The sequence below is a fragment of the Spiractinospora alimapuensis genome, from assembly GCF_018437505.1.
Lineage (GTDB): Bacteria > Actinomycetota > Actinomycetes > Streptosporangiales > Streptosporangiaceae > Spiractinospora > Spiractinospora alimapuensis.
Map to the genome: position 1 here is coordinate 1,051,440 of NZ_CP072467.1, position 16,489 is coordinate 1,067,928.

13 protein-coding genes are annotated in these 16,489 nt (G+C 71.2%); 2 read left to right on the forward strand and 11 right to left on the reverse strand.

Going from position 1 to position 16,489, the window contains the following annotated elements; genetic code table 11:
* Positions 1-29 precede the first annotated feature (29 nt).
* From murG to mraZ, 11 genes are all read right to left on the reverse strand, one after another.
* Complete coding sequence (murG, locus tag J4H86_RS04925) at positions 30-1,196, reverse strand: undecaprenyldiphospho-muramoylpentapeptide beta-N-acetylglucosaminyltransferase (RefSeq protein ID WP_236542319.1); 1,167 nt, start codon at positions 1,194-1,196, stop codon at positions 30-32.
* Positions 1,193-2,527, reverse strand: a complete 1,335-nt coding sequence (gene ftsW, locus J4H86_RS04930) for a putative lipid II flippase FtsW (protein ID WP_394356448.1) — start codon at positions 2,525-2,527, stop codon at positions 1,193-1,195. The genes murG and ftsW overlap by 4 nt, the downstream gene beginning before the upstream one ends.
* Before the next feature lie 148 nt (positions 2,528-2,675).
* On the reverse strand, positions 2,676-4,178 hold the full coding sequence (gene murD, locus J4H86_RS04935; RefSeq protein WP_236542320.1) for a UDP-N-acetylmuramoyl-L-alanine--D-glutamate ligase: 1,503 nt from the start codon (positions 4,176-4,178) through the stop codon (positions 2,676-2,678).
* A complete protein-coding gene (mraY, locus tag J4H86_RS04940) occupies positions 4,175-5,230 on the reverse strand; it encodes a phospho-N-acetylmuramoyl-pentapeptide-transferase (protein WP_236542321.1) in 1,056 nt (351 codons plus the stop codon). The genes murD and mraY overlap by 4 nt, the downstream gene beginning before the upstream one ends.
* Positions 5,227-6,657, reverse strand: coding sequence for a UDP-N-acetylmuramoyl-tripeptide--D-alanyl-D-alanine ligase (locus tag J4H86_RS04945; protein WP_236542322.1), 1,431 nt, complete (start codon positions 6,655-6,657; stop codon positions 5,227-5,229). The genes mraY and J4H86_RS04945 overlap by 4 nt, the downstream gene beginning before the upstream one ends.
* 135 nt (positions 6,658-6,792) lie before the next feature.
* A complete protein-coding gene (locus J4H86_RS04950) occupies positions 6,793-8,337 on the reverse strand; it encodes a UDP-N-acetylmuramoyl-L-alanyl-D-glutamate--2,6-diaminopimelate ligase (protein ID WP_236542323.1) in 1,545 nt (514 codons plus the stop codon).
* Between the two features lie 478 nt (positions 8,338-8,815).
* Complete coding sequence (locus tag J4H86_RS04955; protein ID WP_236542324.1) at positions 8,816-9,379, reverse strand: NADPH-dependent FMN reductase; 564 nt, start codon at positions 9,377-9,379, stop codon at positions 8,816-8,818.
* 74 nt (positions 9,380-9,453) lie between these two features.
* Positions 9,454-11,388 (reverse strand): peptidoglycan D,D-transpeptidase FtsI family protein, encoded by a 1,935-nt coding sequence (locus J4H86_RS04960; protein WP_236542325.1) that lies wholly within the window; start codon positions 11,386-11,388, stop codon positions 9,454-9,456.
* A gap of 16 nt (positions 11,389-11,404) precedes the next feature.
* Entirely contained in the window at positions 11,405-11,896 is a 492-nt protein-coding gene (locus J4H86_RS04965) for a hypothetical protein (protein WP_236542326.1), read from the reverse strand.
* 2 nt (positions 11,897-11,898) lie between these two features.
* Positions 11,899-12,894 (reverse strand): 16S rRNA (cytosine(1402)-N(4))-methyltransferase RsmH, encoded by a 996-nt coding sequence (gene rsmH, locus J4H86_RS04970; protein WP_236542327.1) that lies wholly within the window; start codon positions 12,892-12,894, stop codon positions 11,899-11,901.
* 226 nt (positions 12,895-13,120) lie between these two features.
* Positions 13,121-13,552, reverse strand: a complete 432-nt coding sequence (gene mraZ, locus J4H86_RS04975; RefSeq protein WP_236542328.1) for a division/cell wall cluster transcriptional repressor MraZ — start codon at positions 13,550-13,552, stop codon at positions 13,121-13,123.
* 540 nt (positions 13,553-14,092) lie between these two features.
* On the opposite strand from mraZ, the gene J4H86_RS04980 reads away from it, so the two are divergent.
* The gene (locus J4H86_RS04980) at positions 14,093-15,085 is read left to right on the forward strand and encodes an AAA family ATPase (protein WP_394356449.1); all 993 of its coding nucleotides are present in this window, start codon (positions 14,093-14,095) and stop codon (positions 15,083-15,085) included.
* Positions 15,086-15,087: 2 nt separating this feature from the next.
* On the forward strand, positions 15,088-16,377 hold the full coding sequence (locus J4H86_RS04985; protein WP_236542329.1) for a DUF58 domain-containing protein: 1,290 nt from the start codon (positions 15,088-15,090) through the stop codon (positions 16,375-16,377).
* Positions 16,378-16,489 lie beyond the last annotated feature (112 nt).

The window sequence follows — 16,489 nt, forward strand, 5'->3', positions numbered from 1 at the left end:
GTTCCGGCTCGCGGCGCCCCGCGTGGGACTCACTGCCTGTCCTCCCCGTCGTCGGAGTAGCGCGACGACTCGTAGTCCACCTGTCCGTCGATGGGCGCCTGGCCCCGGTTGCGGGAGCCCCCGGCCACCGCGAGGACCTCCTGCGCGAGCTCCTCGTCGGCGTGGGAGCGTCCCATCCGCGAGGCCGCCTCGGACATGGCGACGACTCGGTCGGTGTCGGTGAGAACGGGGAGCAGGGTGTCGCGGATCCACTGCGGGCTGAGCGCCGCCTGGTCGATGAGGAGACCGCCACCCGCCTGCACGACGGGCTCGGCGTTGAGCCGCTGCTCGCCGTTGCCGATCGGCAGCGGCACGTAGGCCGCGGGAAGTCCCACCGCGGTGAGCTCGGCACACGTCATGGCGCCGGAACGGCACAGCGCCATGTCCGCGGCCGCGTAGGCGAGGTCCATCCGGTCCACGTAGGGAACGACGACGTAGGGGACGTCGCCCTGGGTCCGGTCCTGCGGACCGTCGGCGTTCTTGGGTCCGACGACGTGCAGGACCTGGACTCCGGCGTGGTGCAGCTCGTTTGCGGACGTGAACAATACGTCGTTGACGGTCTGCGCGCCCTGCGACCCACCGAACACCAGCAGGGTCGGCAGGTCGGGCCGTAGACCGAAGTGGGCCCGCGCCTTGTCTCCCGTGCTGAGCCGGTCCAGCTTGGAGATCTGTTCGCGCAGCGGGATCCCGATGAACCGGCTGTTACGCATCTCGGCGTTGGGGTGACCGGTGTACACGTGGGTGGTGAGGTAGGCGCCGAGGCGGTTGGCGAGGCCCGGCAGCGGGTTCGCCTCGTGGACCACGATCGGCACCTTGCGGCGGCGCGCGGCCAGGTATCCGGGGGTCGCGACGTATCCGCCGAAGCCGACGAGGACGTCGGCCCCGACCCGGTCCAGCACTCCCGCCGCCGCACCGATCGCGCTGTTCAGGCGCCCCGGAACGGTCAGGAGCTGTGGGGTGAGCTTACGGGGCAGCGGCACGGCGGGGATCTCCGCCAGCTCGTAGCCGCGCATCGGCACCAGGCGGGTCTCGAGCCCGCGCTCCGTCCCCAGGCACACCACGTGCGCGCTCGGGTCAATCCGCCGCAACGCGTCAGCCAGGGCCAGTGCGGGTTCAATATGACCCGCGGTTCCGCCCCCGGCAAGGACCACCTTCATCGCCGCCGACTCCTCTTCGCAGAATCCTGTCCGTTCCCCGCCCCATTCTGCCGGGTTCGGGAGGTGTTTGGGCCAGATGTGGCGCCGAGGCCCAACCAGCGCAGCCCGCGCTCGAGCAGACTCGGGTTCCGGGCGGCGAGCGCCTTCCTCGCCTCCGGCTCGGCGCGGGCCAGGGAAAGCAGGACTCCCAACCCCACCAACGTGGGTATCAGTGCCGATCCACCGGCGGAGATCAGCGGCAGTGGAATCCCGGTCACGGGCAGCATACCGATGACGGTGCCGATGTTGACGAAGGCCTGGACGACGATCCAGCACGTGACGGAGATCGCGGCCAATCGGACGAAACTGTCCTTGGCGCGCATGGCCACACGGAGCCCCGCGTAGCCGAGAAGGCCGAACAGGCCAACGACGAGCAGGGACCCGAGCAGTCCGAGTTCCTCACCGATGATGGCGAAGATGAAGTCGCTCTCGGGGTGCGGCAGCAGGCCCCACTTCTCCCGGCTGGCGCCGATCCCCACCCCGAACAGGCCCCCCGTGCCCAGAGCGTACAGCCCGTGCAGGGCCTGGAAGCCCGCGTCGGTGGGGTCGTCCTGGGGGTTGAGGAACGTGGTCATGCGCGCCACGCGGTAGGGCTCGACCACGGCCATGATCGCGACCAGCAGGCCCACGAGCGCGAACATGCCGATGAAGAGGCGTCCCGGGGCGCCCACGACCCACAGCAGGGCCAGGAACACCGCGAGGAGGACGCAGGTGGTTCCCAAGTCGCTTCCGAGCAGGACCAGCAGGACGAGCACCGCGACCCCCGGCAGGAGGGGCATCAGGAGCTGTCGCCACTCATCGAGCTGGTTGAGTTCCTCCCGTCGGGCGAGGATCGTCGCGCCCCAGAGCGCGAAGGCGAGCTTGGTCGGCTCCGAGGGCTGGATCGTGACGCCCCCCAGCTCCAGCCAGCGCGCCGCCCCGGTGTAGTAGGTCTCCCCCTGGAACACCGTCAGCAGGAGGAGGACGATGCACACGATCATCGCGGGGTTACCCACGACACGCAGGATCCGCACCGGAACGTGGGAGGCGAGGATCATCAGCGGGACGCCGACCAAGGCGGCGAAAAGCTGCTTCTGGAACAGTGAGAACGACGACCCGGTCTCGGTGAGGGAGTCGATCATCGAGGACGACAGGACCATCACCAGGCCGAGCGCCATGAGCAACGCCGACGCGCCGAAGATGAGGTAGTACGACGTGAGCGGCCGATCCAGGCGTTGGAGCAGCCGCGCGGTCCGGCTGGGGGGCCTGACCCGCCTCGTCTTGGTCGAGGACGTCGGAACCGTTGCCGTCACACGCCACCTCCGCACATTCGCACGTCGCCAAGTGTGGCGGGAACACGCGCGCGGACACCGGACATTTCCCGCGTGTCGCTGGATCGCGTGGTGTCCGGGCATCGGGAGGGGCGGCCTCCCCCCACCCGTCCCTCCCCCGGGCCGGCGATCAGTCGCGGGTGGCGGCTGTGTCGATCCCCCGGGTGACCGCGGCGGCGAAGACGTCGCCCCGCTCCCCGTAGTTGGTGAACATGTCCATGGAGGCCGCGGCGGGCGCCAACAGCACGGTGCTCGCGGCATGGGTGGTGGCCAGGTCACGCGCCGCCCCGATCACCGCGTCCATCGCGTTGACGTCCGTACGGTCGATCTCCACGACGGGGACGTCGGGAGCCGTCCGCTCCAGGGCGGCACGCAGCCGCGCCCGGTCGGCGCCGATCAGGACGACACCGCGCAGTCTCTCCCGCGCGGCACGCACCAGCGCGTCCAGGTCGGCCTCCTGCGCACCCTTCAACAGACCGCCCGCGATCCAGACCACCGAGTCGTAGGCGGCGAGGGACGCGGCCGCGGCATGGGCGTTGGTGGCCTTGGAGTCGTTGACGTACTCCACCCCGTCAATGGTGCCGACCGTGGCGATGCGGTGATCCTCGGGCGTGAACGCGACGAGGCCGGCACGGACGGCGGCGGCCGGGACACCGGCCACGCGTGCCATCGCGGCGGCGGCGAGCGCGTTGGCCACGTTGTGCGGCGCGGCCGGTCGGACGTCGTCCACGCTGGCGAGCACCACGCCGGGTTCGTCCCGGGTCGCGCCGGTGCGGTCCACCAACGTCCCGTCGGCGACGCCCAGCTCCCCGATCGCCGGCGCGGCGAGGGTGAACCCGATCGTGGGCGTGGTGGGGTCCCCGTAGCGGTCGGCGAGCCGACGGGACCAGGGGTCGTCCAGGTTCACGATGCGCGTCGTGCCCGAGGCGTAGATCCGGCCCTTGTCCGCGGCGTAGGACTCCAGGTCGCCGTGCCAGTCGACGTGGTCGGCGGCGACGTTGAGGACGGTGGCCGCCTCCGGGCGGACACCGGTCGACCAGTGGAGCTGGAAGCTGGAGAGCTCGACGGCGAGGATCTCGTTCTCGGCCCCGGGTTCGAGGGCGACGTCGACGATAGAGGTTCCGACGTTGCCCACGGCGCGCGCCTGGTAGCCCGCGGCCCGCAGGATCGCCTCCAACATGCGCACGGTGGTGGTCTTGCCGTTGGTCGCCGTGACCGCCAGCCACCGCTGTCCCGCGGGCTTCAGGCGCCAGGCGAGCTCGACGTCGCCGATGACCTCGATGCCCGCCCGGTTCGCGGCGACGAGCGCCGGCGCGTCCGGTCGCCACCCGGGTGAGGTGACGACCAACTCGGTGCCGGCGGGCAGGGCGTCGGTGCCGGTGCGGACCTCGATACCGTGTCCGCGCAGCTCGGCCGCCTGCGTGTGGACCCGCGCGGCGACGGGGTCGGCGTCCGCGGCGTCGCTCTCCCGCTGGCCGTCGATGACGCACACCCGGGCGCCGCGACGGGCCAGCGCGCGGGCGGCGGGGGGGCCGGAGACGCCGAGGCCGGCGACGCAGACGGCGAGCCCGGTGAGGTCGGCGTCACTCCAGGGAGCGGACGGCCGGGGGGGCGGCGCGCCGTCCGGCGTCATCGCGGCATCCATTCCAGGTAGAACAGGCCGACACCCACACCGACGAACAGTCCCTGGATGATCCAGAAGCGGATGACGATAGTCGTCTCCGCCCACCCCTTGAGTTCGAAGTGGTGTTGGAGCGGCGCCATGCGCAGGATGCGTTTCCCGGTCAGTCGGAAGGTGCCGACCTGCACCATGACCGACAAGGTGATGAGGACGAACAGTCCGCCGAGGATGACGAGCAGCAACTGGGTCCGGGTGGTGATGGCCAGGCCCACGAGCAGACCACCCAGGGCGAGGGAGCCGGTGTCCCCCATGAAGATCTTGGCCGGCGGCGCGTTGTACCACAGGAACCCGATACAGCCGCCGAGGCCGGCGGCGGCCACGACCGCGAGGTCCAGGGGGTCGCGCACCGTGTAGCAGTTCGGGCTCAGCACCTCGACGCAGCTCTGGCGTAGCTGCCAGTTACCGATGATGACGTAGGCGACGAGGGAGAGGACGGTGGCGCCGGCGGCGAGCCCGTCCAGTCCGTCGGTGAGGTTCACCGCGTTGGACGTGCCGACGATCAGCAGCAGCGCCCAGATCACGAACACGCCGACCATCAGCGGCGGGCCGAAGTCGCGCAGGAACGACAGGTGGGTCGATCCCGGGGTGTAATCGTGGTGGTTGGGGAACTGCGTCGCCCCGATCGCGAACGCGACACCGACGACGATCTGTCCGAGCATCTTGGCGCTGCTGCGCAGGCCGAGGCTGCGCTGCATGAAGATCTTGATGAAGTCGTCGAGGAAGCCGACGAAACCGAGGCCGACGAACAGCCCCATCACCAGCAGCCCACTCACGGTGGGCACGGTGAGGGAGACGGCGTGCGCGGCCAGGTAGCCCACGACGGCGCCGATGATGATGGTGATGCCGCCCATGGTGGGCGTGCCGCGCTTGTCGTGGTGGGCCTCGGGGCCCTCCTCACGGATGTGCTGTCCGTAGCCACGCCGGCGGAGAATGCGGATCAGCAGCGGTGTGCCGAACAGTGAGATCAGGAGTGAGACCCCCGCGGCGACAAGAATTCCTGTCACTGCGTGCCTCCCTCGGCCGTCAGCCGTTGCGCCAACTGCTCCAGCCCGGTCACCCGCGATCCTTTCACCAACACGATGTCGCCCGGTCGGAGCACGTGCGACAGGGAGGTCACCGCGTCGTCGCTGTCGACCACCCGACGTGTCTCTCCGGGCCATTCCGTCACAGTGGCGGCTCCCGCGGCAATCGGTTCCGCGGCCGAGCCGACCGTCACCAGCACGCCGACACCGAGTTCGGCGGCGAGTCTCCCTACGCGTTCGTGCTCGACGTCGTGGCCGTCGCCGAGTTCGGCCATGTGGCCCAGGACGGCGACCGCGCGGCGTCCCGGTGTCGCCTCGACCATCGTGCGCAGGGTGCGCAGCGCGGCCTCGGTCGACTCGGGGTTGGCGTTGTAGGCGTCGTTCACGACGGTGACACCGTCGGCGCGCTCCGACACCTCCATGCGCCAGCGGCTCTTCGCCCGGGCGTCGGTGAGCGCGGCGGCGATCTCGCCGGGCGCCAGTCCGAGTTCCCGCGCCGCCGCCGCGACGGCTAGCGCGTTGTGGACCTGGTGCTCACCGGCGAGGGCGAGGGCGACGTCGCCGCGCCCCTCGGGGGTGACCAGGGTGAACCGGGGACGTCCGCCCGCGTCCAGGACGACGTTCTCGGCGTGGACGTCGGCGTCGGGCGTCCGCCCGTACCGGACCACACGCGCGGTGGTGCGGGTGGACATGGCCGCGACCGCGGGATCGTCGGCGTTCAGTACCGCGACCCCACCGTGTTCGGCGTCGGGGAGCGCCTCCACGAGTTCGCCCTTGGCCTTGGCGACCGCCTCCCGGCTGCCGAACTCTCCAAGGTGGGCGGTGCCGACGTTGAGGACGATGCCGATCCGGGGCGGCGCGACGTCGCACAGGTGCGCGATGTGCCCGGTCCCTCTGGCCGCGGCCTCGAGGACGACGAAGCGGGTGTCGGGGCCGGACTTGAGCACCGTCAGGGGCAGCCCGATCTCGTTGTTGAAGGATCCCACCGGGGCGACCGTCGGCCCCTGGGGGGCGACGACCTGGGCGAGTAGGTCCTTGGTGGTGGTCTTGCCGGAGGATCCGGTGACCGCCATGACCTGGGCGTGGGGCAGGGCGTCCAGCGTGTGGCGGGCGAGCCGGCCCAGCGCGTCGAGCACACCGGCGTCGCCGTCATCGACGACGAACTGCGGGATGGTGGTGTCGGTCGGCCGGGAGACGAGCGCCGCGGCGGCGCCAGCTCGCGCGGCGGCGGCGACGAAGTCGTGGCCGTCCACGCGTTCCCCCGTGAGCGCGACGAACAGCGCGCCGGGGACCACCTCTCGTGAGTCGATGACGACAGGGCCGTCCACGGTCTCTTCCCGTCCACTGTCTCCAGGAAGGAGACGGGATTGGGTGACCGCAGCGATCCGATCGAGCGGCAGCACGACCAAATCCACTCCTTAGGACTTCGGGGTCTGTCCGTGCGCGGCAGCGACGCACGCGGCGGCCCACAACGGGGCACAGGGCGCTCCCGCGAACCGCGTCCGGAGAGGATACCGACTTGGTGCCAGGTCCGTTTGCCGCACCTACCCTAGAGCATGTCGACCGGCCGCGTCGCGCAGCGCCTGCCGGAGAACCTCGCGGTCGTCGAACGGGAGTGTCACCCCCGCGACGGTCTGACCACGTTCGTGACCTTTCCCGGCCACGACGATCGTGTCGCCGGGACGGCCACGACGCACCGCGAGGGCGATCGCCTCGGCGCGGTCGGGTTCCACCGTGACGCGGGCCCGCCGCTCGTGGGGCACCTCGCTCACACCGTCGAGGATGCCGCTGAGGATGCCCAGGGGGTCCTCCCCGCGGGGGTTGTCGTCGGTCAGGATGACGGCGTCGGCGAGGCGCGCCGCCGTCTCCCCCATCAGTGGGCGTTTGCCGCGGTCCCGGTCGCCCCCGCAGCCGAAGACGATGGTGAGTTCGCCGTCGGTGACGGTCCGCAGGGAACGAAGGACCGCCTCGATGGCGCCGGGTTTGTGGGAATAGTCAACGAGGGCGGTGATGTCGGTGCCGTCACCGACGCGCTCCATGCGCCCCGGCACACCGGGGCACGCCGCGACTCCGGCGGCGGCGTCGTCGAGGGGGACCCCGGCCTCGACGAGCGCGACGATGGCCGCGAGCGCGTTGTCCACGTTGAAGGGACCGGGAAGGGCGATCGACCCGTGGGCCGAGACGCCGCCGGGGCCCACGACACGGAAGGTGCTGCTGGTGTGTCCGAGCTCGATGTCCTCGGCGCGCCAATCGGCGGTGGGCTCGTCCTTCGAGGAGACCGTGGTGACGGGGACCTTGCCCTCGGCCGTCACCATGTCGATCAGGGCTCGGCCGAAGGGGTCGTCGGCGTTGACGACCGCGACCCGGGTCTTCTCCGGACGGAAGAGCTGCGCCTTGGCCTCGAAGTAGTCACGCAGGTCGGCGTGGAAGTCGAGGTGGTCCTGGGAGAGGTTGGTGAAGACGGCCACGTCGTAGACGACCCCACCCACGCGGCCCATGGTCAGCGCGTGGCTGGAGACCTCCATCGCTGCCGCGGAGACGCCCTGTTCCTGGGCGAGCGCGAACACCGCGTGCAGGTCGGTCGCCTCCGGCGTGGTCAGCGGCGTGGAGATCGTGGAGCCGGCGATCTGCGTCTCCACCGTGCCGATGAGGCCCGTCACCATGCCGGCCGAACGCAGTCCCGACTCCAGCAGGTAGGTGATGGTGGTCTTCCCGCTGGTGCCGGTGGTGCCGATCAACAGCATGCCGTCCGCGGGGTGACCGTAGGTCCACGCCGCGGCGACGCCGAGCTGTGACCGCGGGTCGGCGACGACCAGGACCGGGAGTCCGGTGGCCCGGGCGCGTTCCCTGCCCTCGGGGTCGGTCAGGATCCCGGCCGCTCCCGCCTCGACGGCCTGAGCCGCGAACGCCACCCCGTGGCGCTGTTGCCCGGGCAGCGCGACGTAGAGGTCACCGGGTCGCACCTGTCGGGAGTCGTGGGTGATTCCGGTGACGGTGACGGAGCCCGGCTCACCCTCGGCTCCGAGGACACGGACCAGGTCGCTGAGCGGACGCGGTTCAGTATGGCGAGGTCGCGGTACAGGTTCCACGCCGAGAGGCTATCGCACCTGGACGGGGGAACCACCGTGTCGAGCGCGCCGCGCGACCGAGCGCCGTCACCCGACCGTGGTCCCGTGAGTACGGCCGGATCCCTCGCCCCCACGCCTGCTCGCCCACGTGATCGCACGCCCCCTCGGGGAGTACTCACGCGGTGCCTGCGGTGGGCCCTCCCGTCACCGCCACCAACATGGGGTCCTCCGCCCGGCTCGAAGCGACGCACCCCCTCCCCCGCGCCCTTGCGCCGTTCGATCACGGACGTGGTGGACGGGCACACCCGCACCCGGTGCGTGCGGCGGAGCACCGACGTTCCGGGGGGGCGTGAGGCAGTCGGCGACGAGGGTGGGGAGCGCCGGCCGGGCGATCGACGTGTGGCGTCGTGCGTCCGCCCCGCCGGACGGCCTCGGTGACCTGGACTCCGGACCGGAGCGACGGCGCGCCTCCGGCTCGCGCGCAACCCGACGCGACCCGTCAGCGCAGCAGCGCCTGTGACGCCTTCCGTTCGGACCGGACCAGGGCTGCGGACATCTCACGCAGCGCGAGTTCGACCCGCTGAGCGACGTCGGGATCGGTGAAGTCGCCCCGACCGTCGGTCCGCGCGGGGGCACCGGAGATCGTGACCGAGTCGACCAGCACGCTGCCCATCAGGGTGAGTGTGGGGATGAGGGCGAGGTGGCCCCGCATGCCGCCCGCCTGGCCCGGTGACGAGCTCATCAGGAGCGTCGGCTTGCCGGCGAGCCCGCTGGATCCCACGAGCCAGTCCATCGCGTTCTTCGTGGCGCCCGAGGGGCCGTGCGCGTACTCCGGTGTCGCGATGATGATGCCGTCGCACCGGTCGGCGCACGCCCGGAACTCGCGCGCGGCGTCGGGGAGCAGTGCCTCGTCGTCGAGGTCGGGGTTGAACAGCGGAAGCCGGCCGGCGAGCTCGGCACCGAGCACGGTGATGTCGGGCCGGGCGCGGTCGGCCGCGCGGAGCAGCCCCGAGCTGTAGGAGTTCCGCCGCAGGCTCCCGCAGATCCCCAACACGTTCCACATGGGCACACCCCGGTCCGCTCGCCTGACGACACGGTCGCGACCACCCTACCCAGCGTGGTCTCCGGCGCGACTCGCTACTCTTCGAAGAGCCGCAGCGACTCCATCTCCTCGTCGGCCGGCGGTACCTGTTCGGACTTCAGCGCGAAGGACATGACGTCGCTGAAGACGGGGCCGGCGGCCTCGCCGCCGTGATAATCGCTCTCGGCGTCGTGGAGGACGACCTGGACGACGAGCTCGGGGTCGTCGGCCGGAGCGAAGCCCACGAAGGTGCTGGTGTAGCCGCCGCCCTCGTAGGTCCCGGTCTCGGGGTTGACGTTCTGCGCGGTCCCCGTCTTCCCGGCGACGCGGTAGCCCGGGATCTGCGCCTGCTGCGCGGTGCCGTGTTCGCCGGTGACCGCCTCCAGCATGAGCCTGAGGTCCGCGGCGGACTCCTCGCTGATCACCCGTTCCTGGGTGGCGTCCGATCCCTCGTCGAGTTCACCGTCCTCGCCGACCGTGCCGGCGACGATGTGCGGTTCGGCGCGCACCCCGTCGTTGGCGATGGTGGCGTAGACGCTGGCCGCCTGGACGGCGTTGACCGAGATGCCCTGTCCGAAGGAGATCGTGGCGAGCTGGGTTCCCCACCACTCGTCCGGCGGCGCGACGATGCCGGCGTTCTCGCCGGGAAGGTCGAGCCCGGTGGGCTTGCCGAAGCCGAACCGCCCCAGGTAGTCGTACAGGCCGTCCGCCCCCACCTGTTCCGCCATGAGCACGGTCCCCACGTTGGACGACAGGGCGATGATGCCGCTCATGGTCAGTCGTTCGTACCCGTGGGGGGTGGCGTCGCGGAACGTGCGGTCGTGTCGGTCGAGGCTCTCGGGGACGGAGTAGACCGTGTCGGGTGTTCCCAGCCCCTCCTCCAGCACCGCGGCGGCGGTGATCACCTTGTTGGTGCTGCCGGGTTCGAAGGCGTCGGCGACGGCACCGTTGCGTCGGTCCTCGGCCTCGGAGTCCTCGACGGCGTTGGGGTCGAAGGTGGGCGCGTTGGCCATGGCGAGGATCTCACCGGTGGGCCGCATCACGATGACACTGCCGCCGGCCGCGTTGAGCTCCTCGACCCGGTCCTGTAGCGCCTCCTGTGCCTGCCACTGGATGTCCCGGTCCAGGGTCAGGCGCACGTCGGTTCCGGGCACGGGTTCGCGCTCCAGGCCTCCGGCCATCGGGATCTGGGTGCCGCCCGCGCCCAGCTCGATGTGTTGGCGTCCGGGCTGTCCGGCCAGGGTGTCGTCGAGGGACCCCTCGAGCCCCTCCAGGCCGTGGCCGTCCGCGCCGACGAAGCCGACCAGGTTGGCGACTCCACTGTCGTCGGGGTAGACGCGCCGGTACCCGATCTGGTCGTTCACTCCGGCGAGCTCCAGCTCGCCCAGCTCCCGCGCCTCCTCGGGGGTGACGTTGCGGGCGACCACCTGGTACCGCGTGGGTGTGGCGTCGACCTTGACCGCGACCTCCTCCGGGTCGAGGTCGAAGCGTTGCGCCAGCTCGTCCACGACGTCGTCCCGTTGGTCCTCGTCGACCTCCATGGGGTCGACGAAAACGGTGCGGGTCTCGACCGACACCGCGAACGGGTTGCCGTTGACGTCGGTGATCTCCCCCCGGGTCGTGGGGATCTCGATGCGCTGTAGACGCAGGTCGGCGGCTTCGGCCGCGTAGGTGGCGGACTCGATGCCCTGGATCTGCACGAGCCGGCCCGTGAACAGCAGCAGCAGGGCGACCAGCAGGACGAGCCCCGCCTTGATCCGCCTGCCCGGCTCGCCGCGGCGCAGGGTCGGACGCAGCGGAACGCGTACACCGGGCCGCTCGCCCGGCCGCGGACCGCCGCGACCTGCCCCCGGGCGTCCCTGTGGAGGGCGCGGCGGTCGTGTCCCGCCGCGCCTGGCATTGGTTCCGGGCCGACGACGCTGCGCGCTGGACGGCCCACGACTGGGCCGCCCCGCGGCGTCGGGCCGTCGGGAGTCCCGCCCCCCACTCACGGTCCCACCTCTTCCGTCAGGAGCCCGATTCCCCGGGGGCTCCGCTGATCTCCCCGGTCTCGGGGTCCAGGAACCGTGGCGCGTCGCCCGGTTCCATCCCCAGCTCCTCCGCGCGACGCGCGAGCTCCTCGGGCGACTCCGCCTCCATCACCTCTTCGGACAGCGCCTCCTCCTGTTGCGAGAGCTGCCGGTTCTCGCGCTGGAGTTCGGTGATGACGAAGGCGTCCTGGGCGAGGATCGTGTGCAGGACGAGCATGCTGACGAACGCGCCCCCGAGCAGACCCAGGATGAGCAGCACGAACGGCAGCCGCGGCGCACGCGCCTGCCGGCTGTCCGGGCGGGTACGGCCGGTACGCCGTTGCCCGCTGGTGGGGTCCTTCCGTGGTTTCGTGGCCGGAGGCGCGGTCTGCGGGCCGCGTTGGCGCCGTGGCTTGGTCTCCGCCCCCCGCCGTTTCCTCGTGGTGCCGGCTCCGCTCGGCGCCTGGGTGTCCTTCGCGGTCGGGCTCATGCTCATCCCCCAGCCTGTCCGCTGTGTCCACTCTTTCCACCGCGTGGCGTACGAACGCGTTCGGCCGCCCGCAGTCGTGCGGACGCGGCACGTGAGTTCTCGCCGCTCTCCTCCGCCGTGGGAACCTCCGCGCCTCGGGTGAGGAGTCGGAGTTCCGGCTGGTGCTCGGGCAGCGACACAGGGAGGTCCTGTGGTGTCGTGTCCCGCGCACGGGCGGACAGTGCTCGTTTGGTGGCGCGGTCCTCCAACGAGTGGTAGGACAACACGGCGATCCGGCCGTCGAGCGCAAGTTGGTCGATCGCGGAGGGGAGGGTGTCCTCCAGGACCGATATCTCGGCGTTCACCTCGATACGGATCGCCTGGAAACTGCGTTTGGCGGGGTTGCCCCCGGTACGCCGTGCGGGGGCGGGGATGGCGTCGCGGACTATGGCGGCCAGGCGTGCGGTGGAGTCGATCGGGCTGGTCGCCCGTTCCCGCAGGATCGCGTCGGCGATCCTGCGGGCGAAGCGCTCCTCGCCGTACTGGCGCAGGATGCGGGCGAGTTCACCGGCGGAGTAGGTGTTGACGACGTCGGCCGCCGTGAACGGCTGGCTCTGGTCCATCCGCATGTCCAGCGGCGCGTCGTAGGAGTAGGCGAAGCCGCGGGTGCCCTCGTCCAGTTGTGGTGAGGACACGCCAAGGTCGAGGAGGATGCCCTGGACGGTCCCGATGCCGAGTTCGCGCAGCACGTCGGCTATGTGGTCGTAGCGGGCGTGGACGAAGTCGACCCGGTCGAGGTCGTCACTGAGGCGGGCTTTGGAGAACTCCAAGGCCGTCACGTCTCGGTCGATGCCGACGACGCGCAGTTCGGGGTGTGCGGCCAGCAGGGCGGCGGTGTGCCCGCCCATGCCCAGGGTTCCGTCGACCAGGACAGCGCCCGGAGCCCGCAACGCCGGGGACAGGAGTTCACCGATGCGGTCGGCCATGACCGGGATGTGCGCCGCAGCGTTCTCCGCCATGTCTCCGCCCCCTCGTCGCTCTGCTCCCCCTCGCTCACGTCCCCGCGAAGGGGGCCCAGTCCAGCCTCCAGGCGCCGTGGCGCTCGCGGTCCAGCAATCCGTCACCTGGCGCCGGGGAAGATGCGTCAGCTAACGGGGCGCACGGTCACCTGAAGGCCGAGCCGGACTGGGACTGACGGTTGTGACACCAACAGTCGGCCGTGGGGAACACCCCTTGGCCTCGGCGTCACAGCACTCCCGGCAACACCTCCTCCGAGAGTTCGGCGAACGCTTGCTCCTGCTCGGCCTCGTAGTCCGCCCATGCCTGGGCGTCCCAGATCTCCAGCCGCGTGTTGGCCCCGACCACGACGCAATCGCGCTCCAGGCCGGCATACGTTCGCAGACCCGCGGGAACCGTGACGCGGCCCTGCCGGTCGGGAACCTCGTCGGAGGCGCTGGCGAACAGTATTCGGCTGTAGTCACGAACTGCCTTGGCAGTGACCGGGGCCGTCCGCAGCGCGGCGGTGACGCGTTGGAACTCGTCCGTCGTGAAGACGTAGAGACAACGCTCCTGGCCCTTGGTGATCACTAACCCCCCCGACAGCTCGTCGCGGTACTTCGCCGGAAGGAACAGGCGTCCCTTCTGGTCGAAGCGGAGCGGGTGGGTTCCGAGGAACATCGGCCCCCACCTCCCCAGACCGATGGAGCAGTCTCCTGCTCCACAGTGCTCCACTGTACTCCACTCTCCCCCACGGTCAACAGATTCACACCTGCGGTGACCACGACATTCCGCCGAAAACCGCAGGTCCTCGCCGGCACCCGAACGGAGCACGGTGCGTGGCGCACTAAAGCCGCAGTGTCACCGACCGAAACAGGGCGCCCGCACGGAATATCGGGAGATTGACGGCGAGGTTCCCAAAGTGGTCGATTAGCCCTACTCTTTGGGTTTGTGGGTCGATCTGGGCATGAGGGGCGAGCGTTCCGTGCCGCCTCCGCTCGCCGTGGCGCGCGCCACGGGGCCCGATGTCTGGGCCGACACACCCCGATTCGGACATCCATGGACGCCGTCGGGTGCGGGCGGGCCGCGACCGCATCACCGGGGTCCTCCCCGTCGACGGCCCGAAGATCGCCCGACGCGCGGCACGCCCCCCACGAGACAGAGCCACGGTCGAGCGGGCTGGGGCGCCCCGGCGACGGGTGTTGACCACGAGGAGTGCGGGTGTCGCTGGACACGGGGCATAGAGGTCACGGTGAGGCGGAGAGGTCGGACACGTCAGGGGGCATCCTCGGCGTCGCCGACCGGATCCGCTCCGCGGTGGAGACCGTCCTGGAGGGCAAACCCGAGGCCGTGCGCATCGCGCTGACGGTGCTGATCGCCGAGGGACACCTGCTGATCGAGGACATCCCGGGGGTGGGAAAGACCATCCTCGCCAAGGCGCTGGGGCGCGCCGTGGACTGCTCCGTGAGCCGCATCCAGTTCACCCCGGACCTGTTGCCGGGGGACATCACCGGTGTGAGCGTCTATGACCAGGCGCGTCGGGAGTTCGAGTTCAAGCCGGGCCCCGTCTTCGCCAACATCGTCGTGGGTGACGAGATCAACCGCGCCTCGCCGAAGACCCAGTCGGCTCTGCTGGAGTGCATGGAGGAGAGCCAGGTCAGCGTGGACGGGTGGACCCGCCAGCTCACCCGGCCCTTCATGGTCGTGGCCACGCAGAACCCTGTGGACATGGAGGGCACCTATCCACTGCCCGAGGCACAGCGGGACCGGTTCATGGCGCGCATCGCGGTGGGGTACCCCGACCCGCAGGCGGAACTCGACATGATCGACACCCACGGCGCGCACTCCCCCCTGGCGGAACTGGAGCCGGTCGCCACGGCGGCCGAGGTCATGGCCATGAGTGACACCGTGCGGGATATCCACGTCTCCCCCAGCGTCCGCCGCTACACCGTCGATCTCATCAGCGCCACCCGAACCGCGTCGGCGCTGCGCCTGGGCGCCTCGCCGCGCGCCACCCTGCACCTGATCCGCGCGGCCCGTGCCTACGCGGCCCTGGAGAACCGCTCCTACGTTCTCCCCGACGACATCCAGGCCTTGGCGGTTCCCGTGTTGGCGCATCGTCTGATCCCCAGCCCCGAGGCGCAACTCGAACGCCGACTGCCCGAGCAGGTCGTCGCCGACATCGCCGCCCGCATCCCCGTACCGAGCCGCTGAGCATGGGGTCAGTTCGTCGCGTGCTGGCCGCGTTCACCCCGCGGGGGCGGGCGCTCATCGTCTGCGGGGTTCTCGCGGTGACGGCGTCCCTCGTCACCGGAGAGCGCGACCTGATGCGTGTGGGTGTGTTCGTGGCGCTGATCCCCCTGCTGGGTGTCCTGTCGATCGTGGGCGCGCCGATGCGGCTTCGACACACCCGGGCGCTGGAGCCGCCCCGTATCGCGACCGGTCAGGAGACCCGGGTCCACCTTCGCCTGTCCAACCCGGCGACGCGCGGGCGGACCAGCACCGCGTTCGTCACCGACACGGTTCCCCACAGCCTGGGCGGACCGCCACGGTTCCAGCTCGGCCCGCTGCGGCACGGTGAGCGGCGTGAGCTCACCTATCGTGTGCGGGCCCAGGCGCGGGGACGGTTCCCGATCGGGCCGCTACGGCTGTCCGTGCGAGACGCCCTGGGCTGTGTGGAGCTGCGCCGCACCTACTCCGCGGAGCAGTCCCTCGTGGTCACGCCGGCCGTGGTGGAGCTTCCCGCCGCGGCCGCGCAACGGGCCCGTGCCGGTGGCGGCCCCAGCCGTGCCCGCATGGTGGCGAGCTCCGGCGAGGACGACTCCGTGCCCCGGGAGTACCGGCACGGCGACGAACTACGGCGGATCCACTGGCGCTCGACGGCGCGGCACTCCGTGCCCATGGTGCGGCGAGAGGAGCAGCAGTGGCAGGAACACTGCACGCTGCTTCTGGACACCCGAGTCTCGGCCCACGCGGGACGGGGACGCGACTCCAGTCTGGAGACGGCTGTCGCCGTGGCGGCCTCGATCGGCCGTCGCGTGCTCTCCGACGGACTTCGGCTGCACTTCGTGTCCACGGACCAGGAGATCCCGACGGACGCGCGGGCGGAGGGACTCCTCGAGGCGCTCGCGCTCCTGCGCGGCTCCCGCTCCGCCTCGGTCGGTGGGCGCGCCGACCTGCTGGGCCACGCGCGGACCGCGCAGGGTGGCCTCACCGTCGCCGTTCTGGGGGCGCTGCGCCCCGGCGAGGCCGAGACACTCGCCGAAACCCGACGCGGCGAGGACCGCGCCGTCGCCATCCTCAATCCCCTCTCCGCCTGGACCCGCCCGACCGACCTGGACACCACCCGCGCCGAACTGAGCCGCACCGGCTGGCGCACCATCACCCTCAGCTCCCTGGCCGAACTCCCCCCGCTCTGGCCCGAGGCCCTCCGCCTGAGTGTGGGCGCACGCCTCGGCCCCACCACTGGGGACGCAGGCTCGCGACACGGGGGTGGGGTCGAGTGACGAGCCGCCTTTCACCCTTCACGACGGCCACGGAGCGGCACGCGGGCGCACCACCTACCGACCCACCGCCGGTGACCGTGACTCCACCGAGGGCCCACGAACACCGCGCACC